Consider the following 19,202-nt stretch of genomic DNA (forward strand, 5'->3'; position numbering starts at 1 on the left):
GGACTTGTCTGGCCGCGGCAGCGCTATTCGAGCAGCTCGACCGGCGGCAGCTGCATGGCCTGGACTTCGGCCTGGAGGAAGTCGCGCAAACGGCGCAGGCGCTCCTGCTGCCGGCGCGCCCGCGGCCAGACCAGATAGTAGCTTTCGCCGCTGGCCACCGCGCTCGGCCAGGGCAGCGCCAGCCGACCCTGGTTGGCGTCTTCGGCGACCATCACCAGGTCGCCGATGGATACGCCATAGCCCCGCGCCGCCGCGACTATGCCCAGCTCCAGGGTGTCGAAGACCTGCCCGCCCTTGAGCGAGACCAGCTCGCTCAGGTCCATGCGCTGCAGCCAGCGGCGCCAGTCGCGGCGGTCCGGCGTGGGGTGCAGCAGCTCGGCACGGGCCAGGCGCTCGGCGTCCCACGGGCCATCATCGAGCAGCGCCGGAGAGCCCACCGGAATCAGCCATTCGGGGAACAGCAGGGTGCCTTCCCAGTCCGGCGGGAAGTGCCCGGCGCTGAGCAGCACCGCGCAGTCGAAGGGCTCGTTGACGAAGTCCACCTGATCCACGTCCATCCAGGCGCTGGTCAACTGCACCTCGATATCGCTGTTGCGCATGCGGAAGTTGCTCAAGCGCGACAGCAGCCAGCGCATGGTCAGGGTCGAAGGCGCCTTCAGGCGCAGCACGCCCTCCTCCGCCCGCAGGCTGGAACAGGCGCGCTCCAGCGCGTCGAAGCCATCGCGCAGGCCGGGCAGCAGCAGGCGCGCCGGCTCGGTCAGTTCCAGCTTCCGGCCGCGGCGCTGGAACAGGCGGCAGGCGAAGTGTTCTTCCAGGGTCCTGATGTGCCGGCTCACGGCGCTCTGGGTGATCGCCAGCTCCTCGGCGGCGCGGGTGAAGGACGCATGCCGGGCGGCGGCCTCGAAGGCGCGCAAGGCATACAGGGGCGGCAGTTGGCGGTTCATCACGGGCTCCAGGGCGCAACCAGGCATGAGTATGACTCATGAATGGCATCGTTTTTTTCCTTTTGTGCCAGCCCGCACACACGCCGGAGAATGAGGCACTTTCCATTCGGAAGGCCCCACTGCGGGCCGCCGCTGACTGAGCCTGACTCATGAAACGCCCGTACCGTGACGAACTCGCCGCCATCCTGCGCCTGGCCGGCCCGCTGATCGCCGCCCAGCTGGCCTATGTGGCCATGGTGTTCACCGACACCGTGATGATGGGCAAGCTCGGCCGCGAGGCCCTGGCCAGCGGCGGCCTGGGCGCGTCCAGCTACGCGCTGATCTCGACCTTCTGCGTCGGCGTGGTGGCCGCCACCGGCAACCTGGTCGCCATTCGCCACGGCGCGCGGGACGCTTCTGGAGTAGTCCAGGCGACCCAGGCCGGCCTGTGGATCGGCCTGGCGCTGTCGCTGCTGGCGGGGCTATTGCTGTGGAACCTGGGGCCGATCCTGCTGACCTTCGGCCAGGCGCCGGAAACCGTCGCCGGGACGATGAGCTTCCTGCGCAGCATCGTCTTCGCCCTGCCCGGCTACATGATCTTCATGGTGCTGCGCGGCTTCACCAGCGCCATCGAGCGCACCGGCCCGGTGATGGCGATCAGCGTGCTAGGCGCGCTGGCCAACTTCGCCCTGAACTATGCCTTCATCGAGGGCTTGTTCGGCCTGCCGCGCCTGGGCCTGGCGGGGATCGGCCTGGTCACCGCGGTGGTGATGAACGCCCTGCCGGTGATCCTCGCGCTGTACCTGCGCTGGCACCCGGCCTACCGCGACTACCCGCTGCTGCGCGGGCTGTCGCGACCGGACTTCAGGGTGATCGGCGAATCCCTGCGCCTGGGCCTGTCGATTGGCGGCACTTACGCGGTGGAGTCCGGGATGTTCACCGTGGCCACGCTGTGCATGGGCGCCATCGGCAGCACGGCGCTGGCCGCGCACCAGATCGCCATCCAGTCGGTATACGTGGCGTTCATGGTGCCGGTGGGGATTTCCTATGCGGTGACCTTCCGCATCGGCCAGCATTACGGCGCCGGCCGGCTGGTCGAGGCGCGCCGCGCCGGACGGCTGGGCATCGGCTTCGGCGCCGCCTGCATGTTCGCCTTCGCCGCGCTGTTCTGGCTGGCCCCGGACCTGGTCATCGGCCTGTTCCTCGACCACGACGACCCGGCCAACCAGGAAGTGGTGCAACTGGCCGTCAGCCTGCTGGCGATCGCCGCCTGGTTCGAGCTGTTCGACGGCACCCAGAGCATCGCCATGGGCGCGATCCGGGGGTTGAAGGATGCGCGCACCACCTTCCTGGTCGGGCTGGCCGGTTACTGGCTGGTCGGGGTGCCGATGGCCTTGCTGCTGGCCTTCCCGCTCGGCTGGGGGCCCGGCGGCGTGTGGTGGGGCCTGGCATCGGGGCTGGCTTGCGCGGCGATCGGCCTGTGCCTGGCGTTCGAAGCCAAGACCGCCCGGCTGCTGCGACCGCAGTCGACGGACTCCGCCCTTGGCGCTTGCTAGCTGTTGATCGAATCCTGCAGGCGTAGCGCGCGGGTTCCGCCGAACACCAGGAAGCGCGCCAGCTCCGCCAGCGGCAGCGGCCGGCTGATCCCGTAGCCCTGGACCTGGTCACAGCCGAACTGACTCAGCTGGTCCTGCTGCTCGACGGTCTCGACGCCTTCGGCCACCACCTCGAGATTGAGGTTATGCGCCAGGTTGATCATCGCCCGCACCAGTTGCAGGTTTTCCGGGCGCTCCTGCATGTCGCCGACGAAGCTCTTGTCGATCTTCAGCAGGGTGATCGGCAGGCTGCTGAGGTGCACGAAGGACGAGAAGCCGGTGCCGAAGTCATCCAGCGAGAAGCGCACGCCCAGCCGGCCGAGGACCTGCATGGTCTGCAGCACCTTGTCGCTGCGACGCATCACGGCGGTTTCGGTGAGTTCGAACTCCAGCCAGCGGGCATCCACGCCGCGCAGGCGGATCAGGCGTTCCAGGGTTGGCAGCAGTTGGCCGTCCTGGAACTGGCGGAACGACAGGTTGATCGCCATGTGCAGCGGCGGCAGACCGCGCCCGCGCAGCCATTGCATGTCGCGCAGGGCGCGGGAGATCACCCAGTAGCCGAGCGGCACGATCAGCCCGCTTTCCTCCGCCAGCGGCACGAAGTCCCCCGGCATCAGCAGGCCGCGTTCGGGGTGACGCCAGCGCACCAGCGCTTCCAGACCGACGATGCGGCCATCCTTCAGGTCCAGGCGCGGCTGGTAGTGCAGTTCCAGCTCGTCGCGGCGCAAGGCGCGGCGCAGCTCGCTTTCAAGATCGGTGAGGCTGCGCGCACCACGGTTGATGCGTTCGTCGAACACATGGAAGGTGCAGCCCTGGCGGGCCTTGGCCTGCTGCATGGCGATGTGCGCGTGCCACATCAGCGGGTCGGCGCCATCGCCGGCGTGGGCGTGGGCCATGCCCAGGCTGCAACCCAGCAGCAGGCTCTCACCCTCCACCCGGTAGGGCTCGCCAAGGACCTCGACGATGCGTTCGGCGACCCATTCCACCCGCTCCGGATCGCGGCGGGTATCCAGCAGGAGGGCGAATTCGTCACTGCCCAGGCGGGCGATGAGGTCGCCGTTGTCCAGTTGCGCCTTGAGGCGCTCGACCACCTGCAGGATCAGCCGGTCACCGGACTGGTGACCGAGGGCGTCGTTGACGTGGCGGAAGTTGTCCAGGTCCAGGTGCCCCAGCGCCAGGCCGTGCCCCCCGCATTCGCGCAGGCGGGCGGCGAGCAGGGTCTGGAAGCCCTGGCGGTTGGCGATGCCAGTGAGCGGGTCCTGTTCGGCCAGGCTCTGCAGGGTGTGCTGCAGCGAGGCGCGCTCGCGCACGTAGCGCAGGCAGCGGCGCAGCACCTCGGCGTTGAGGCTTTCCGCGGCCAGCCAGTCGACAACGCCCACCGGCTCCTGCGCGGGCTCGCGTTCGAGCAGCAGGATCATCGGCAGGTGACATTGCTGGGAGGACGGCAGCTTGCCGGGCGTGGCCAGGACCAGGCCGACCTGGTCTGCATCGAACAGGCTGCTGGCGGCCTGCCAGGACGGCGCGGTGATCAGGGAATAGCCCTGCCCCAACGCGGACAGATATCCGCGAAGTAGCTTGGCCCACTGCGGCACTTCCGCCAGCAGGAGCAGGCGCGCTGGTTCGACCGACGCTGCCACGCGACCCCCGTATCCATGCGATGGGAAGAAACCTGGCGCCGTCCCTGTGCCCGTCCTTCCGGTTTTTGAAGCCTCCGCCGCCTCCGGCTCCCCGGACACCAACGAGACTTCAGAGAAACTCTTAAGAGTTTTCTTCAAGTATTGCTCACACAAGCCTAATACATGTACGGATTTATCCAAAATTAGGAAGTACGATCCCGTCACAGATCGCCGCTATTCCGAGCGGCACCCCGACGCCCGGCACGGCCTGCTAGAATACGCGCCCGCTCCACTACAGACCCCCGCCCTTCATGTCCCGACTCAATCCCCGGCAGCAAGAGGCCGTGAACTACGTCGGCGGCCCGCTCCTGGTGCTGGCCGGCGCCGGCTCCGGCAAGACCAGCGTGATCACCCGCAAGATCGCGTACCTCGTGCAGCAGTGCGGCATCCGCGCCCAGTACATCGTCGCCGTGACCTTCACCAACAAGGCCGCCCGCGAGATGAAGGAGCGTGTCAGCACCCTGCTGCGCCCGGGCGAGAGCAAGGGCCTGACCGTCTCCACCTTCCACAACCTGGGCCTGAACATCATCCGCAAGGAACACGCGGCCCTGGGCTACAAGCCCGGCTTCTCGATCTTCGACGAGAGCGATGTGAAGGCGCTGATGACCGACATCATGCAGAAGGAGTATTCCGGCGATGACGGTCTGGACGAGATCAAGAACCTGATCGGCGGCTGGAAAAACGATCTGATCCTTCCGGAAGAGGCGCTGGAAAAGGCGCGAAACCCCAAGGAACAGACCGCCGCCATGGTCTACCTGCATTACCAGCGCACGCTCAAGGCGTACAACGCGGTGGACTTCGACGACCTGATCCTGCAGCCGGTGAAGCTGTTCCAGGAGCACCCGGAAATCCTCGAGAAGTGGCGCAACCGCGTACGCTACATGCTGGTGGACGAATACCAGGACACCAACGCCAGCCAGTACCTGCTGGTGAAGATGCTGGTGCAGCAGCGCGCGCACTTCACCGTGGTGGGCGACGACGACCAGTCGATCTACGCCTGGCGCGGCGCGCGCCCGGAAAACCTGATGCAGCTCAAGGAAGACTTCCCGTCGCTGAAGGTCGTGATGCTGGAGCAGAACTACCGCTCCACCAGCCGCATCCTGAAGTGCGCGAACATCCTCATCGCCAACAACCCCCACGTGTTCGAGAAGCAGCTGTGGAGCGAGATGGGCGAAGGCGACCCGATCCGGGTGATCCGCTGCCGCAACGAGGAAGCCGAGGCCGAGCGGGTGGCGATGGAAATCCTCACCATCCACCTGAAGACGCAGCGTCCCTACAGCGAGTTCGCCATCCTCTACCGGGGCAACTACCAGGCGAAGCTGATCGAACTGAAGCTGCAACACCACCAGATCCCCTATCGCCTGTCGGGCGGCACCAGCTTCTTCGGACGCCAGGAAGTGAAGGACCTGATGTCCTACTTCCGCCTGCTGGTGAACCCGGACGATGACAACGCCTTCCTCCGGGTGATCAACGTGCCGCGCCGGGAAATCGGCTCCGCGACGCTGGAGAAGCTCGGCAACTACGCCACCGAGCGCAACACCTCGATGTTCAACGCCATCGAGGAGATGGGCCTGGCCGAACGCCTGGACGCCCGCTACGTCGAGCGCCTGCAGCGCTTCAAGCGCTTCATCGACAAGGTTCGCGAGCAGTGCGCCGGCAACGACCCGATCGGCGCCCTGCGCAGCATGGTGATGGACATCGACTACGAGAACTGGCTGCGGCAGAACGCGTCCAGCGACAAGGTCGCCGATTTCCGCATGGGCAACGTCTGGTTCCTCATCGACGCGCTGAAGAACACCCTGGAGCGCGACGAAGAAGGCGACATGACCATCGAGCAGGCCATCGCCAAGCTGGTACTGCGCGACATGCTCGAACGCCAGCAGGAAGAGGAGGAAGGCGCCGAGGGCGTGCAGATGATGACCCTGCATGCGTCCAAGGGCCTGGAGTTCCCCTACGTGTTCATTCTCGGCGTGGAAGAAGAAATCCTTCCCCACCGCTCCAGCATCGAGGCCGACACCATCGAGGAAGAGCGGCGCCTGGCCTACGTGGGCATCACCCGGGCAAAGAAGAACCTTGCCATGACCTTCGCCGCCAAGCGCAAGCAGTACGGCGAGATCATCGACTGCTCGCCCAGCCGTTTCCTCGACGAGCTGCCGCCGGAGGACCTGGTCTGGGAAGGCCAGGAAGACGCGCCGGTGGAGGTCAAGGTGGCCAAGGGCAACTCCGCGCTGGCGGATATCCGGGCGATGCTCAAGCGCTGATCACCGTGGGGCGTATGACGCTCCGCGTCATACGCCGACTGACCCCGGTCTCACGGCACTCCGAAATTCGCTACGGAGTTGGCGGTGAGGTCGGTGTATCGGCGTACAACCGCGAACGGTTGTACGCCCTACGATGGCCAGCAGTCTCCCTCCCTCGAAAAACTGTCCACCTGATCAGCAATTGCATTGGTCGGAACGTCGCGCAGAACCCCACTGGCGTTGTAGAATTACGCGCTTCATCAGCGGCAGCCGCTCCGGAAGCACCCCCGTGAACACTCTCAAAGACAAAATTCGCAGCGAAGGCATCGTTCTTTCCGAACAGGTCCTCAAGGTAGACGCCTTCCTCAACCACCAGATCGACCCGGCGCTGATGAAGCAGATCGGCCACGAGTTCGCCGAACGCTTCAAGAACCAGGGCATCACCAAGATCGTCACCATCGAGGCCTCGGGCATCGCCCCGGCGGTCATGGCCGGCCTCGAGCTGGGCATTCCGGTGATCTTCGCCCGCAAGTTCCAGTCGTTGACGCTGAAGAATGACCTGCTGATCTCCAAGGTCTTCTCCTTCACCAAGCAGACCGAAAGCACCATCGCCATTTCCGCCAAGCACCTGACTGCTGCCGACCACGTGCTGGTGGTGGACGACTTCCTCGCCAACGGCCACGCCGCCAAGGCGCTGATCGACCTGATCCAGCAGGCGGGCGCGAGCATCGCCGGCCTGGGCATCGTCATCGAGAAGTCCTTCCAGGAAGGCCGCGCCCTGCTGGAAAGCGAAGGCTATCGGGTGGAATCCCTGGCCCGGGTGAAGTCCCTGGCGAGCGGCAAGGTCGAGTTCCTCGAGGACTGATCCACCGCTCAACGAAAAAGGCGGGCGCCGCAAGGGCCCGCCTTTTTTCAGGCCTGCATTCCGGTTTTCCGTAGGAGCGGATCCTATCCGCAATCCGCCGGCAGGCGGCCGTGCAGCCTGGAAGACTTGCGGACAAGGTCCGCTCCTACAGACGGTCGACGGGGTTACTGGTCCGGCTCGGCGCTGGCCTTAAGACCGACCAAAACCAACCGCTGGTAAAGCTCCTCGCGTATCCCCTCCGGGCTCGCCAGCCCCATGCGCTCCAGATGCGCCGCATAGTCTTCCGGCTCCGGCGCATCCAGCGTCGCCTTGCCCAGCTCAAGTATTTCGCTCAGACGCAGCTTGCTCTTCAACCACTCCAGCGCCCGCAGCAGATCGCGCTCTTCCCCGGTGAAGTCGCAACCCAGCGGGAATTCCGGCAGCAGTCGGTGCAACCCGCGCGTCGCTTCGCGCAGGCGCTCGGGAGTATTGTCGCGGTAGCGCGCATCCAGCTCGAAATCCTCCGGCAGCTTGCCGGCCGCCTTGGCCTGGGCGATCAGCCCGTCCTGGAAGCGCGAGTCGGCGATCGACAGCATCGCCGCGATCACCTCGGCGTCATTCCTGCCGCGCAGGTCGGCGATGCCGTACTCGGTCACCACCATGTCGCGCAGGTGACGCGGGATGGTGGTGTGGCCGTAGCTCCAGACGATGTTGGAACTCAGCTCGCCCTCCGACTCGCGCCAGCTGCGCAACATCAGGATGGAGCGCGCGCCCTCCAGCTCATGGGCCTGGGCGACGAAGTCATATTGTCCGCCGACACCGCTGAGCACCCGGCCGTCCTCCAGTTGGTCGGCCACGCCGGCCCCCAGCAGGGTGGCGGTGAAGGCGCTGTTGATGAAACGCGCGTCGCAACGCTGCTCGCGCTTGAGCTCCCCGTCGCGGTGCAGGTTGTTGACGAAGCCGATGCCGGTCATGCCGATACCGGCCCGCTCTTCGTGGGACATCTCGCGCAGGCGCTGGTAGAAGGCCTGCGGGCCGAGGAAAAAACCGCCATGCAGCCACACGCCCGGTTCGCCCGGCGCGGCACCAGGCCGCGCGGCCACCCGCCGGCTGAGTACCCCGGCTTCGGCCAATGCCAGCAGGCCAGGCACGAACATTTCGCTGCAGCCATACAGACCCTTCACGAACGCGCCAGTGCCGCCCTCCCGCTCGATCAGCTCGGCATACCGTGCATCGACGTCGATTCGCCGCAGCAGCTCGCGGTACGAGGCGTTATCGCGATGGCGGGTGAGCAGTGCCGAGGTCAGTGCATCACCCATGATGCCAATGCCGATCTGCAACGTGCCGCCATCGCGTACCAGGCTGCTCGCATGCAGACCGATGCAGTGATCCTGCAGCCCCACCGGCAGGTTGGGCGTGGAGAACAGCGTGCTGCTGTCGCCCGGGGCATCGACCAGCAGGTCGAAGAAATCCTCGTCCACCTCCGCGTCGCCGGGCATGTAGGGCAATTGCTCGTGGACCACACCCACGGTGACGATGGTCTCACCCGTTGCACGGCGACGCTGCAGCATCGGCAACAGGTCGAGGGTGACGTCGGGGTTGCAGGCCAGGCTCAGCTTGCCCGGCCGCGCCGGGTCACGGGCCACCAGCTGGGCAACGGCGTTGATACCCTTGGCATTGATGTCCCGCGCCACATGGCTGTAGTTGCAGCTGATGTAGTTCTGTTGGGCCGGCGCGCTGTCCAGCAGGCTGCCGGGTTGCAGGTAGAACTCCTCGACACGGATGTTCTCCGGCAACGTGCCGTTGCGCAGATCGTGCAGGTAGTCCAGTTCGGGGTAGTCGCCGTAGACGCGCTCGACGAAGGGCTCCAGGAAACGCTGCTGCAACTCGCCTGCGGCCTGCGGGCGGCCCAGGGAAAGCGCGGTATAGAGTGTCAGGCGGCGCCGGGGATTCTCGCGTATGTGTCGGTACAGCGCATTGGCCAGCTGGTTGGGCTTGCCCAGTCCGATTGGCAGGCCGAGACGGATGTGCCCATCCAGGCGCCGGAGCAATTGTTCGACGGCGGTATCAAGTGAGCAGGATTGCACCGGATTTCCCTCCTGATTCGCGTCAGTGACAGGAGTTTGGACCGGTCCTGGCACACAATGCTCCGCAAATTGCGGGCATGAAAAAGCCGCCCGGAGGCGGCTCTTTCGGCACAGTTCGGCGATTACAGGCCGGACATGTGATGAATCGCGGCTTTCAGCTCGTCATCCGAGCAGTCGGCGCAGGTGCCCTTCGGCGGCATGGCGTTGATGCCGGAGATGGCCTTGGCCAGCAGGCCGTCGATACCACCCTGTTCCTTCGCACGCTTGCCCCAGTCGGCCTTGTCGCCGATCTTCGGCGCGCCCAGCAGGCCGCTGCCGTGGCAGTTGGTGCAGACCTTGCCGACGATCTCTTCGCCCGAACGCGGAGCGCCACCGCCACCGGCCGAAGCCACGGCGCCAACGCCTGCGCATTCCTGACCCTGCACGCAGACTTTCCCCACTGGTTCCAGACGCTTGGCAATGGCGTCATCGTTGGTCGCGGCCTGAGCGCTTACAGCCCACAGGGCCAGCACGGCAGCTTGGGCTGCCAGCATTTTTTTAATCAGGTTCACCCTTTCACCCTCATCGTGGCTTATCACACCCGGGCGCGGTAGCAGTCATCACAGTCTCGGGCCGCGCGGGCGGGCGCAAGTATAACGGCAAAGCCGGCAAGCTCGAAACAATTGCTCTGCCTTGCCGGGCCTTGCGGCATTAGGTCGCAGCTGGTCTGGCCGGTCCTACCGGCTGTTCAAAAATTTGCCGGTGTGGTGGCGCTGATCAGCCGCGCCGGGGCATCGAACGGATTGCGGAAACGGTGGGGCTTGGTGCTGTCGAAATAGTAGCTGTCGCCACGTTCGAGGACGAAAGTCTCGTCGCCGACGGTCAGCTCCAGGCGGCCTTCGACCAGTACGCCGGTCTCTTCGCCTTCGTGGGCATACATGTCGTCACCGGTGTCGGAACCCGGCGGATAGGTCTCGTCGAGCAGGGTGATGGCGCGGCTGGGATAGTCCTTGCCAACCAGCTTCATGATGATCGAGCCACTGGACAGGTCGCTGAGTTCGTCTGCCTTGTAGACCACCGGCGTGTTGCTGTTCTGCTCCAGGTCCAGGGAGAAGAACTCGACCAGGGACATCGGAATACCACCCAGCACTTTCTTCAGCGAGCTGATGGAGGGGCTGACGCTGTTCTTCTCGATCATCGAGATCGTGCTGTTGGTCACACCCGCCCGTTTGGCGAGTTCGCGCTGGGACAAACCTTTGAGCTTACGGATGGCTTGCAGACGAGCACCGACGTCCAAGGGTGGGGTCCTCCTTATTCTTGTGTTCAGGCAGGCGCTGAAAGGCAGAACCCGCCAACGGCTTGAGCCGAGCGGGTTCCAAGTGCCACGTATCATGGCAACACCGTTCAGTATTTACAACAGATCGGCTGTCGATCCTGCGCAAACTTTACGGACGGTATCCGTCACTCGCCGCTATAGACCCGCGGCACGCGCTTGAGGTTGCAGAACAGCTGGTAGGGAATGCTGCCGCAGAGCGCGGCGAGCTGGCTGGCGGGAACGTTCGGCCCCCAGAGTTCGACGCGGCTGCCCAGGCCGGCTTGCGGCAGGTCGGTCAGGTCCACGGTGAGCATGTCCATCGACACGCGGCCGATGATGCGGCTGGGCTTGCCGTCGATGAACACCGGCGTGCCGTCCGGCGCATGGCGCGGGTAGCCGTCGGCATAGCCCATGGCGACCACGCCCACGCGCACCGGACGGTCGGCGACGAAGCGCGCACCGTAGCCCACTGGCTCACCGGCGGGCAGTTCGCGGAGGCTGATGACCTTGGATTCCAGGGTCATCACCGGGCGCAGCTGGTCGGCCAGCGGGTGCGCCTGTTCGAACGGAGTGGCGCCGTAGAGCATGATGCCGGGGCGCACCCAGTCGCTGGGCACGTCGGACCAGCCGAGGATGCCGGGGGAATTGCGCAGGCTGACCTCATGGCCAAGGCCCGCGGCTTCGCGCACGGCCTGGAAGGCGGCGACCTGCTCCCCGGTGCGCGGGCAGTCCAGCTCGTCGGCACGGGCGAAGTGGCTCATCAGCACGACCTTGGCCACGTGGGGCAGCGCCTTCAGGCGCGCCAGCGCGGCGGCATAGTCCTGCGGGAAGAAGCCGACGCGGTGCATGCCCGAGTCCATCTTCAGCCACACGGTGAGCGGCTTGCTCGGGCGGGCGCGCTCGAGGGCCTCCAGCTGCCAGCCCGAGTGCACCACGCACCAGAAATCATGGGCGTCGATCAGTTCCAGCTCGCTGGCCTCGAAGAAACCTTCCAGCAGCAGGATCGGCGCGCGGATACCCGCTTCGCGCAGCTCCAGCGCTTCCTCGATGCAGGCCACGGCAAAACCATCGGCCTCACCTTCCAGGGCCCGGGCGCAGACCACTGCACCATGACCGTAGGCATCGGCCTTGACCACCGCCAGCGCTCGGGCGCCGCTGACTTCACGGGCCAGGCGGTAATTGTGGCGCAGGGCGGCAAGATCGATCAGGGCACGGGCGGGACGCATGGCGAGACTCTCTTTTTAGGTTGAAACAGACGCGAAGAAAACGAGCGAAAAAAACCCGGCGCTACGGCCGGGCCACGCAAAAAACAATCAGGGCAGTGCGGCGACGATGGAGATCTCGACGAGGATCTCCGGGTAGCACAGCGCCGCCTGGACGGTGGCGCGGGCCGGGGCGCAGCCCTGCGGGACCCACTGGTCCCAGACGCCGTTCATGCCGGCGAAGTCGGCCGCGACGTCCTTCAGGTAGATGGTTGCCGAAAGGATCCGCGATTTGTCGGTGCCGGCCTCGTCGAGCAGGCGCTCGATGCTGGCCAGGACCTCGCGGGTCTGCTGTTCGACGCCAGCGGAGAGATCGTCCGCCACCTGGCCGGCGAGGTACGCCGTGCCATTGTGGGTGACGACCTGGCTCATCCGCTGATCAGTGTGCAGGCGCAGGATGGCCATTCTGGGCCTCCGAGGCATCGCCATAGCGGGAAATGTCCAGACCTTCGGTGCTGATCTGCGGGCGCTTCTTCGCCATCAGGTCGGCGAGGTAGCGACCCGAGCCGCAAGCCATGGTCCAGCCCAGGGTGCCGTGGCCGGTGTTGAGGAACAGGTTGCGGTAGCGGGTGGCACCGACGATCGGGGTGCCATCCGGGGTCGCCGGGCGCAGGCCGGTCCAGAACTCGGCCTTGCTGACGTCACCGCCTTCCGGGTACAGGTCGGTGGTGATCATTTCCAGGGTGGCGCGGCGACGCGGGTTCAGCGACAGGTCGAAGCCGGCGATTTCCGCCATGCCGCCAACGCGGATGCGCTGGTCGAAACGGGTGATCGCGACCTTGTAGGTCTCGTCGAGGATGGTCGAGGTCGGCGCCATGTCCGGGTTGGTGATCGGCACGGTCAGCGAGTAGCCCTTGAGCGGGTAGACCGGGGCGTTGATGCCCAGCGGCTTGAGCATCTGCGGCGAGTAGCTGCCCAGTGCCAGCACGTAGCGGTCGGCGGTGACCAGCTGGCCATCGACCCAGACGCCGTTGATGCGGTCGCCGGCGAAGTCCAGGCGCTGGATGTCCTGGCCGAAGCGGAATTCCACGCCCAGGGCTTTGGCCATCTCGGCCAGCTTGGTGGTGAACATCTGGCAGTCGCCGGTCTGGTCGTTCGGCAGGCGCAGGGCGCCGACCAGCTTGTCGGCCACCTTGGCCAGGGCCGGTTCGACGCGGGCGATGCCGGCGCGATCCAGCACTTCATAGGGAACGCCGGTGCTTTCCAGGACCGAGATGTCCTTGGCGGCGGCGTCGAGCTGCTCCTGGGTGCGGAACAGCTGGGTGGTGCCCAGGGAGCGGCCTTCGTAGGAAATGCCGGTCTCGGCGCGCAGTTCGTCGAGGCAGTCGCGGCTGTACTCGGACAGACGCACCATGCGCTCCTTGTTCACCGCATAGCTCTTGGCGTTGCAGTTGCGCAGCATCTGCCACATCCAGGCGTACTGGCTCGGGTCGCCGGTCAGCTTGATGGCCAGGGGCGCGTGGGTCTGCATCAGCCACTTCATGGCTTTCAGCGGGATGCCCGGGGCGGCCCAGGGCGAGGCATAGCCAGGGGAGACCTGGCCGGCGTTGGCGAAGCTGGTTTCCAGGGCCGGACCAGGCTGGCGGTCGACGACGACCACTTCGAAGCCGGCACGGGCGAGATAGTAAGCACTGGCGGTACCGATCACACCGCTGCCAAGCACCAGAACACGCATTTTTGCCTCCCACGCCGCGTCAGGGACACGGACGTTTTTTATTCTGAACGTAGATGCGCGCAGTATAGGAAGTCCCGCTCAGCGATATTCACTGTTTGCTATGCGGTATTTGACGAAAAATCCTGGTAAAACTCGGTTTAGCGGAGGGACATCCACCAGGATAAGGGTGTTTTCACCCGAGACCGAATGGTCGAGGATCTGGCGAAAATTTCACCAGAACAGGAAGAAATATCGAACAACTATCAATCTGCCGGAATTTCTCTCGCGCAAGATTCCCCCAGCACGATTTAGCTGCTTCCGCCGGCCATCCCCCTGCTTGTCGCCGCGAGCAGTGACAAGCAGGGAAATTCCCTTGGGATGCCTACTTGCGCACCCACTGGCCGTTGACCTGCACGTACTGCCCGGACGGCGTACGCTCGATCGCCTTCTTGCCGGCCAGGCTTTCCACGTCCTTGAGCGTGGCGCCGCTCTGGCTGGCGACCTTCTGGTACTCGGCGCGACGCGCGGCGTTGATCTGCGCGGCGATGTCGGCGGCCTGCCCGCTGTTGCTGACGACGCCCAGGTAGCCGTCGGCCTGCTCGCCGACCAGGCCCTGGGACTTGGCGCCGCCGAGGGCGGACATGGCCTGCTCCAGACTCATCGCCATGACCGGCAGGCTGAGGCAGAGGGCGACCAGCGCGGCGCCCAGTTTGCGGTGCAATCTCATGAAAAGGCTCCTTCTCAGAACAGGCCGCTGTTTTCGTTGATGATGCCGTCGAGCGCCTTGTCGACCTTGATGTAGATCTCGTGCTCGATCTTCACGTTGAGGTTGATATTGATCGGCTCCTTGGGCGCCGCCAGTTGCACGGTGGGTGTGCAACCCTGGGCGAGGCCCGTCAGGAGCAGGAAAGGCAGTAAGGCGCGGAGGCGCATCGGGGTTCTCCTTGCGGTCATGGCGCGGCGGCCGGGTCATTGCGCAGGCGTTCCTGCACGCGCTTGCGGATGGTGTCGCTGACCCGGTCGCTCAGTTGCAGGCTGGTGAGCAGCTTGGGCACGTTCTCCTCCAGGTTGACGTTGAGGTTGATCGGCCGGCCCTGTTCCAGCGCGGGGTTGCGCCCGCTCAGGCTCAGGGCGAGCAGCAGCTTGCCGCTGTCATCATAATCCACCGTGCTGGAGAGCTTGTCGTAGCGAAAATCGTCGATGGCGGTCGCCAGCAACTGCATGGCCGGATTGCTCTGGCCCAGCGAGCGGATCTTTTCCGAGCGGAACTGCAACACACCCGGCTCGCGCGCCGCGACCTGCCCGCCGTGAATATTCAGTTTGCCCTTCTCCAGGCGCAGCGGCAGGGTGCCGTCGAGGGTCCCGCTGCCGGTCAACCCTTCGGCGGGATAGGCCTTGAGGATCGCTTCCAGCGACAGGCCTTCCAGCCTGAGCATCTGACCCTGGCCCGGCGCGGAAAGATCCACCGCGCCCGCCGGTAGCCAGGCGCGACCATTGAACAGCGCCAGCTCCGCCTGCTGCCAATCGACATGGCCGGCCATCGGGGCCTTCAGCGATGCCTTGTAGCTGCCCTGCAGCGACAGCGGCCCCAGGGTCACGCCGGGGTTGAGCGCGGCAACCTTCAGCTGAGGCAATTGCAGCTCCAGCTGCGAGCCTTTCAGGTCGACCTTCGCCTGCAGGTCGAGCCCGTGGACTTCGCTGCGGTCGTAGACGCCTTCGAGCCCCTGTCCGCGCAGGTCCAGGTCGAGGTTCTGCGGCGCGCTGCCCGGCGGCTGGCGCCAGTTCAGGTCCAGGCTTGCCTTGCCGTTGTTCAGGCTGAGCAGCGGCGGCCAGTCGGCCAGCGACTTTTCCAGCGGGTTGCCGGTGCGCAGGAAAAATTCCGGCAGGCGCGCGCCCAGGCTCAGGCCCTTGCCGACGGCGTTGGTCAGGTCGACCCTTGCGTCAAGTCCGCCGCCGTTCTGCAGCTGACCCTTGAACTGCTGGGCATCGAGGCTGACGGACAGGTCGCCCTTGGCGCTCCAGGCCAGCGTCTTGAGGTGCGCCTGGCGCAGCTCGCCCAACGCCAGTTGCAGCGGCGCGGCCAGTTGCAGAGCCAACGGCATGTCAGCGGGGTACGCCAGGTTGAAGGCACCTTTGCCGAGGGTCGCACTGAACTTGCTGATCCTGAGCCCTTGCGGCCCATTCAGGCTGCCGACTTGCAGTTGCGGGCCGGCGGCGAAGGCCAGGGTCGCCGACTGCTCATCCACGCGGCCATCGAAACTCAGAGCGACGCGGCTGTTGTCCGCGCGCACGCCGGCCAGCTCCAGATGCGGGACCTTGCCCTCCAGCCGTGCTTCATTCAATTGCAGCGCCAACGGCGTGGCTTCCAGCAAAGCCACACGCGAGCGCAGGCGCAGATCGGCGGCACCCATGGCGCGCAGATCGGCCCGCACGCTGCCGGCTTCATCGTCCACGCCGGGCTCCAGGTGCAGCGTCAAACGTGCCGGGCGCAGTCCGACCGGCAGCGTCTGCAGCCAGTCGCCATAGAGATCGGACAAGCGCAGATCGCCGCCGACCACGGAGGGCCGCCAGCCTTTTTCACCGGCGTCGGCGACCAGCCGCAGGTCCCCCTGCAGGTTGCCCAGGCCGGGCAGCGGCCATGGCTGGGAGAGCTGCAGGGCAAGGTCGACGTTGCCCCGGCCATCACGCAGTCCCGGCCAGTCCGGCCAGGCGGCATCACCGGCCAGGGTGGTGTCCCAGCTCAGGCGCAGGCGCCCGGCTTCGGGGATCGGCAGCGGCAGGTTGGGGGTCGGCAGCCACATGCCCAGCCAGTTGCGCACCGCCTGGATCGGCGGCACGGCCGGGCTGGCCAGGGTTCCGGACAACTGACGGCTGGCCGGCGCCCAGCTGGATTGCAGGGACAGCAGCGACTGGTTATCCAGAAAACTGTCCAGCTGCAGGCGCCATTGCCCCTCGCCGGGCTGCAGCAGTCCGTTGAAAGCCAACTGCTGGCCGCCCTGGCGCAGCTCCCCGCCCAGGGCGGCGGCACCACCCTGCAGTTGTTCCCAGTGCGCGCTGCCGTTCAGCGTGCAGCGCTGTTGGCGAGCACAGGGCAGCTCGACGCTCACCCGCTCCAGGGCCAGACGGCCGGGCAGCAGCGCCAGCCAGCGCGCCAGTTGTTCCGGCGCGGGCAACGCACCGTCGCTCTCTGTCGCCAGCGCGTCCGGCCACTGCCGCACGTCGACGCTTTCGACCGAGACCTCCGCCAGCCGCCAGCGGCCGTCCGCATGCTGCGGCCAGCCCAGTATCAGTTGCTCCAGGCGAACCGCGATCCGCCCGCCCTCCGGGGTCTGCCGCTGCAACGCCAGGTGCTCCAGCAGCAACCCCGCGCGCGAAATGCCCAGGCCCTGCCACTGCTCGATACTCACGCCGGCGCCGGCCAGCACCCGCGGCACGGCCAGCCACAGGCCGCCCGCAGCCAGCGCCAGGATCAGCAACAGCAGCAGAAGGACAGTGCGCAGGCGCGGTAGCGACATGCCAGGCTCCGGGAAAAACGTCTGGCTCCGCGCCTTGCGGCGGGAGCAATAGGTGTACAGGCTGGCCAACGAGCGGCGGAAGTTCAAGCGTTGCCAGTGATATTCCCTGCACAACCGACTATATTGCCGATATTCCCCCAAGGCCGACCTCCGAGTCATTCCGATGAGAACCCAGCATCAAAGCCGCCGCGAACTGGACAAGATCGATCGCAACATCCTGCGCATCCTGCAGGAGGAGGGTCGCATCTCCTTCACCGAACTGGGCGAGCGGGTCGGCCTCTCCACCACGCCCTGCACCGAGCGGGTGCGGCGACTGGAACGCGAGGGGATCATCATGGGCTACAACGCCCGCCTCAATCCGCAGTACCTCAAGGCCAGCCTGCTGGTGTTCGTCGAGATCAGCCTGGACTACAAGTCCGGCGATACCTTCGAGGACTTCCGCCGCTCGGTGCTCAAGCTGCCCCACGTGCTGGAGTGCCACCTCGTATCGGGCCACTTCGACTACCTGGTGAAGGCGCGCATCTCGGAAATGGCCTCCTACCGCAAACTGCTGGGCGACATCCTGCTCAAGCTGCCGCACGTGCGCGAATCCAAGAGCTACATCGTCATGGAAGAGGTGAAAGAAAGCCTGACTCTGCCGATTCCGGATTGAATTCTGGCTGATCGCGGCAATCTGCCGAACTTTTACAACGTTCGGGCTCTTTTTACGGCTCCAGCTCTTGGCGTGGCGGGAAGTCGGCGTTTATCCTGCGTAAAATTTTAACAACACAAAAATCAGGATATCGCACATGAACGCCCGCGTTCACCAGCCGGTGCACACCGACCATCACGCCCCTTCCTACTACGCCGCGAGCGCCAACCGGCGCATCGAAGTGCCGCCCCTGGCCGGCGAGGAAAAGGCGGACGTGTGCATCATCGGTGGCGGCTTCTCCGGGCTGAACACCGCCATCGAGCTGGCCGATCGCGGTCTCTCGGTGGTGCTGCTGGAGGCCCACCAGATCGGCTGGGGCGCCAGCGGGCGCAATGGCGGGCAACTGATCCGCGGCGTCGGCCACGGCGTCGAGCAGTTCGAACCGGTGATTGGCGCCGACGGCGTGCGCCAACTCAAGCTGATGGGCCTGGAAGCGGTAGAAATCGTCCGCCGCCGCGTCGAGCAGTACGCTATCGACTGCGACCTGACCTGGGGCTACTGCGACCTCGCCAACAAGCCTTCCGACGTCGAAGGCTTCCAGGAAGATTTCGATGAACTGAAGGGCCTCGGCTACCGCCACGAACTACGCATGATCCCGAAAGAGGAAATGCGCTCCATCGTCGGCTCCGACCTCTATGTCGGCGGCATGGTCGACATGGGCTCAGGCCATCTGCACCCGCTCAACCTCGCCCTCGGCGAGGCCGCCGTGGCGCAGAGCCTGGGCGTGCGCCTGTTCGAGAACGCCAAGGTGATCGCGATCGACTACGGCCGCGAAGTGCGCGTGCGCACCGCCGGTGGCAGCGTGCTTGCCAAGACCCTGGTGATCGCCTGCAACGCCTACCAGAACGGCCTGAACCCCTACCTCGACGGCAAGGTGCTGCCCGCCGGCAGCTACGTGATCGCCACCGAGCCACTCTCCGCCGAGCAGGCCCATGCGCTGCTGCCGCAGAACATGGCGGTGTGCGACCAGCGCGTGGCGCTCGACTACTACCGCCTCTCGGCCGACAACCGCCTGCTGTTCGGCGGCGCCTGCCACTATTCGGGCCGCGACCCGGCGGACATCGCGGCCTACATGCGGCCGAAGATGCTCAAGGTGTTCCCGCACCTGGCCAACGTGCGCATCGACTACCAGTGGGGCGGCATGATCGGCATCGGCGCCAACCGCCTGCCGCAGATCGGCCGCCTGCCCGACCAGCCCAACGTGTACTTCGCCCAGGCCTATGCCGGCCACGGGGTGAACGCCACGCACCTGGCCGGCCGGCTGCTCGCCGAAGCCATCGCCGGCCAGCACAGCAGCGGTTTCGAGCTGTTCGCCAAGGTCCCACACATCACCTTCCCCGGCGGCAAGCTGCTGCGTTCGCCGCTGCTGGCCCTGGGCATGGCCTGGTATCGCTTCAAGGAAGCCCTGTCCAGCTGACCAC

16 protein-coding genes are annotated in these 19,202 nt (G+C 65.9%); 5 read left to right on the plus strand and 11 right to left on the minus strand.

Annotated features, from left to right (window positions below):
- Positions 1–23 precede the first annotated feature (23 nt).
- Complete coding sequence (locus ACAW63_RS03585) at positions 24–944, minus strand: LysR substrate-binding domain-containing protein (protein WP_371231743.1); 921 nt, start codon at positions 942–944, stop codon at positions 24–26.
- A gap of 149 nt (positions 945–1,093) precedes the next feature.
- Between ACAW63_RS03585 and ACAW63_RS03590 the strand changes: the two genes are divergently transcribed.
- Positions 1,094–2,479: a NorM family multidrug efflux MATE transporter gene (locus ACAW63_RS03590; RefSeq protein WP_371231744.1), complete on the plus strand. Its 1,386-nt coding sequence runs from the start codon at positions 1,094–1,096 to the stop codon at positions 2,477–2,479.
- Here ACAW63_RS03590 and ACAW63_RS03595 read toward each other — a convergent pair.
- Positions 2,476–4,155 (minus strand): putative bifunctional diguanylate cyclase/phosphodiesterase, encoded by a 1,680-nt coding sequence (locus ACAW63_RS03595; protein WP_371231746.1) that lies wholly within the window; start codon positions 4,153–4,155, stop codon positions 2,476–2,478. The two genes, ACAW63_RS03590 and ACAW63_RS03595, sit on opposite strands and share 4 nt — an antisense overlap.
- Positions 4,156–4,445: 290 nt before the next feature.
- Here ACAW63_RS03595 and rep point away from each other — a divergent pair, with 290 nt between their 5' ends.
- On the plus strand, positions 4,446–6,455 hold the full coding sequence (gene rep / locus ACAW63_RS03600) for a DNA helicase Rep (protein ID WP_371231748.1): 2,010 nt from the start codon (positions 4,446–4,448) through the stop codon (positions 6,453–6,455).
- Positions 6,456–6,723: 268 nt separating this feature from the next.
- Positions 6,724–7,299 carry a xanthine phosphoribosyltransferase gene (locus ACAW63_RS03605; RefSeq protein ID WP_275609250.1) on the plus strand — a complete coding sequence of 192 codons (576 nt, stop codon included), beginning with the start codon at positions 6,724–6,726 and terminating at the stop codon, positions 7,297–7,299.
- Between the two features lie 164 nt (positions 7,300–7,463).
- Here the strand turns inward: ACAW63_RS03605 and ACAW63_RS03610 are convergent, their stop codons facing one another.
- From ACAW63_RS03610 to ACAW63_RS03650, 9 genes are all read right to left on the minus strand, one after another.
- Positions 7,464–9,305, minus strand: a complete 1,842-nt coding sequence (locus ACAW63_RS03610) for an acetyl-CoA hydrolase/transferase C-terminal domain-containing protein (RefSeq protein WP_371234562.1) — start codon at positions 9,303–9,305, stop codon at positions 7,464–7,466.
- A gap of 182 nt (positions 9,306–9,487) precedes the next feature.
- On the minus strand, positions 9,488–9,916 hold the full coding sequence (locus ACAW63_RS03615) for a cytochrome c5 family protein (protein ID WP_331319575.1): 429 nt from the start codon (positions 9,914–9,916) through the stop codon (positions 9,488–9,490).
- Between the two features lie 176 nt (positions 9,917–10,092).
- Entirely contained in the window at positions 10,093–10,641 is a 549-nt protein-coding gene (locus ACAW63_RS03620) for a cupin domain-containing protein (protein ID WP_207886750.1), read from the minus strand.
- Positions 10,642–10,805: 164 nt separating this feature from the next.
- On the minus strand, positions 10,806–11,885 hold the full coding sequence (gene alr / locus ACAW63_RS03625) for an alanine racemase (protein WP_371231750.1): 1,080 nt from the start codon (positions 11,883–11,885) through the stop codon (positions 10,806–10,808).
- Between the two features lie 87 nt (positions 11,886–11,972).
- On the minus strand, positions 11,973–12,326 hold the full coding sequence (locus ACAW63_RS03630) for a RidA family protein (protein ID WP_371231752.1): 354 nt from the start codon (positions 12,324–12,326) through the stop codon (positions 11,973–11,975).
- Entirely contained in the window at positions 12,301–13,596 is a 1,296-nt protein-coding gene (gene dadA, locus ACAW63_RS03635) for a D-amino acid dehydrogenase (RefSeq protein ID WP_331319572.1), read from the minus strand. Before dadA ends, ACAW63_RS03630 begins: the two co-directional genes overlap by 26 nt.
- 361 nt (positions 13,597–13,957) lie before the next feature.
- Positions 13,958–14,302, minus strand: a complete 345-nt coding sequence (locus tag ACAW63_RS03640) for a YdbL family protein (protein WP_371231754.1) — start codon at positions 14,300–14,302, stop codon at positions 13,958–13,960.
- Between the two features lie 14 nt (positions 14,303–14,316).
- Entirely contained in the window at positions 14,317–14,508 is a 192-nt protein-coding gene (locus tag ACAW63_RS03645) for a YnbE family lipoprotein (RefSeq protein WP_371231755.1), read from the minus strand.
- Positions 14,509–14,525: 17 nt separating this feature from the next.
- On the minus strand, positions 14,526–17,090 hold the full coding sequence (locus tag ACAW63_RS03650; RefSeq protein WP_371231757.1) for a YdbH domain-containing protein: 2,565 nt from the start codon (positions 17,088–17,090) through the stop codon (positions 14,526–14,528).
- Positions 17,091–17,253: 163 nt separating this feature from the next.
- Between ACAW63_RS03650 and dadR the strand changes: the two genes are divergently transcribed.
- Positions 17,254–17,742: a transcriptional regulator DadR gene (gene dadR, locus ACAW63_RS03655; RefSeq protein WP_015479539.1), complete on the plus strand. Its 489-nt coding sequence runs from the start codon at positions 17,254–17,256 to the stop codon at positions 17,740–17,742.
- A 136-nt stretch (positions 17,743–17,878) separates the two neighbouring features.
- On the plus strand, positions 17,879–19,198 hold the full coding sequence (locus ACAW63_RS03660) for an NAD(P)/FAD-dependent oxidoreductase (RefSeq protein ID WP_371231759.1): 1,320 nt from the start codon (positions 17,879–17,881) through the stop codon (positions 19,196–19,198).
- Positions 19,199–19,202: the final 4 nt, after the last annotated feature.

Origin of the sequence: Pseudomonas sp. QE6, assembly GCF_041379005.1 — a bacterium.
In the GTDB taxonomy this organism is placed as follows: domain Bacteria; phylum Pseudomonadota; class Gammaproteobacteria; order Pseudomonadales; family Pseudomonadaceae; genus Pseudomonas.

Bases quoted from the DNA above. Each gene is read 5' to 3' on its own strand.
- ACAW63_RS03650 (WP_371231757.1), bottom strand. From the start codon at position 17,090: ATGTCGCTACCGCGCCTGCGCACTGTCCTTCTGCTGCTGTTGCTGATC.
- ACAW63_RS03660 (WP_371231759.1), top strand. From the start codon at position 17,879: ATGAACGCCCGCGTTCACCAGCCGGTGCACACCGACCATCACGCCCCT.
- alr (WP_371231750.1), bottom strand. From the start codon at position 11,885: ATGCGTCCCGCCCGTGCCCTGATCGATCTTGCCGCCCTGCGCCACAAT.
- ACAW63_RS03630 (WP_371231752.1), bottom strand. From the start codon at position 12,326: ATGGCCATCCTGCGCCTGCACACTGATCAGCGGATGAGCCAGGTCGTC.
- dadR (WP_015479539.1), top strand. From the start codon at position 17,254: ATGAGAACCCAGCATCAAAGCCGCCGCGAACTGGACAAGATCGATCGC.
- ACAW63_RS03585 (WP_371231743.1), bottom strand. From the start codon at position 944: ATGAACCGCCAACTGCCGCCCCTGTATGCCTTGCGCGCCTTCGAGGCC.
- dadA (WP_331319572.1), bottom strand. From the start codon at position 13,596: ATGCGTGTTCTGGTGCTTGGCAGCGGTGTGATCGGTACCGCCAGTGCT.
- ACAW63_RS03645 (WP_371231755.1), bottom strand. From the start codon at position 14,508: ATGCGCCTCCGCGCCTTACTGCCTTTCCTGCTCCTGACGGGCCTCGCC.
- ACAW63_RS03640 (WP_371231754.1), bottom strand. From the start codon at position 14,302: ATGAGATTGCACCGCAAACTGGGCGCCGCGCTGGTCGCCCTCTGCCTC.
- ACAW63_RS03590 (WP_371231744.1), top strand. From the start codon at position 1,094: ATGAAACGCCCGTACCGTGACGAACTCGCCGCCATCCTGCGCCTGGCC.
- rep (WP_371231748.1), top strand. From the start codon at position 4,446: ATGTCCCGACTCAATCCCCGGCAGCAAGAGGCCGTGAACTACGTCGGC.